This is a genomic window from Caballeronia sp. BR00000012568055, assembly GCF_029439455.1.
Taxonomy (GTDB): domain Bacteria; phylum Pseudomonadota; class Gammaproteobacteria; order Burkholderiales; family Burkholderiaceae; genus Caballeronia.
In genome coordinates this window covers 1-753 of record NZ_JAQFVG010000133.1, presented here as the reverse complement: position 1 = coordinate 753, position 753 = coordinate 1, and the positions used below count along the sequence as shown (strand labels likewise).

The following is a 753-nucleotide window of genomic DNA, read 5'->3' as shown; positions in this document are numbered from 1 at the left end:
CTTATAGACCCCTACGGCGATGGCGCGTGAGCGCCGGACACGCCGCGCGTAAGAGCGCGGGCCGCTCCGCTAAGAGAAAAGGGGTATTTGAATGGCGCGTACCGAGCACTTGACAGGCCGGGCAGGCCTCCGAGGTGGCGGGCTATTGTTACCTAGGGAGCCTATTAATCCACTTGCCGCCTCAAGAAGCAGTGTCCGGTTGAAAAAGCTGCTTTCTTTGATTACTTTCTTTGCAGCAGCAAAGAAAGTGATCCCCCCGCCGGGGAGGCGGCTACTGAACAAATACGCAAGACAAGAGGCAGCAGCAAAAAAACATCAAACAATAGCCTGCCGCAAAGTCTCCTTAAACTGACTCAACGTATTGCGCTCGAGCAAGTGTCCTTGAACCTGCGGCCGCGCGCGCCGCGCCAACACATCATCGAGCGCGCGATTAATCGACCCAGGCGCAAGATCATCAATCACCGGCCCAAGCTCGCCCGTGCGACAAAACCACCCGATCAACCCATCCGCCGTAGCCACAACAGGCTTACCGAAGCGAAACGCCTGCACGAGCACGCCGCTCATACCGTAATGCCCTTTGTACCCGAGCCAAACGACATCGCAGGCGGAGAACAGGTCCAGCTCCATCTCACTCGATATAAACCTATCGAACACCACCGGCGCGGGCGAAACCTTAGCAACAGCCGACTTCAGCGCTTCACGCGTTCCTTCATCCTGCGCCCCGGCGATCACCAGCGTCGGCGCATAAGAACC

Annotated in this window: 1 protein-coding gene; it reads right to left on the bottom strand. The window is 57.9% G+C overall.

Features of this window, described 5'->3' with window-relative positions; genetic code table 11:
- Positions 1–315: 315 nt before the first annotated feature.
- Positions 316–753 (bottom strand): glycosyltransferase (locus tag P7F28_RS07760; protein ID WP_368860329.1); only part of this gene is annotated, 438 nt, incomplete at its 5' end.